A 257-nucleotide genomic window follows, 5' to 3' on the forward strand; every position below is an offset into this window, starting at 1 on the left:
ACCTGCAGCACCCATCATATTATTAATTAAATTTGTAACAGGCTCACGGGGCACTAGGCCAAAAACAATTTTTGCGATTGGTTCTTTCGCCTTTAGCATAGAACTAGCTGCTTCTAGCATGCCAATATCATTCAATCCCCCTACTATATAAAACATTGGATTTAGGGCGTCTTCATAATTTGCTAGAAGCTCTTTAAATCCATCTAATTTTTGCTGTTTTATTTCTCCCCCAGTTAATTCTTGTTCCTGAACCTTTT

1 protein-coding gene is annotated in these 257 nt (G+C 37.4%); it reads right to left on the bottom strand.

Translation table 11 applies throughout. From position 1 onward, the window contains the following. On the bottom strand, nucleotides 1-257 hold a 257-nt coding region (locus KVT34_RS30550; RefSeq protein ID WP_483311471.1), incomplete at both ends, for a helical membrane plugin domain-containing protein.

Origin of the sequence: Paenibacillus sp. GbtcB18 (assembly GCF_019091125.1) — a bacterium.
In the GTDB taxonomy this organism is placed as follows: domain Bacteria; phylum Bacillota; class Bacilli; order Paenibacillales; family NBRC-103111; genus Paenibacillus_F; species Paenibacillus_F chitinolyticus.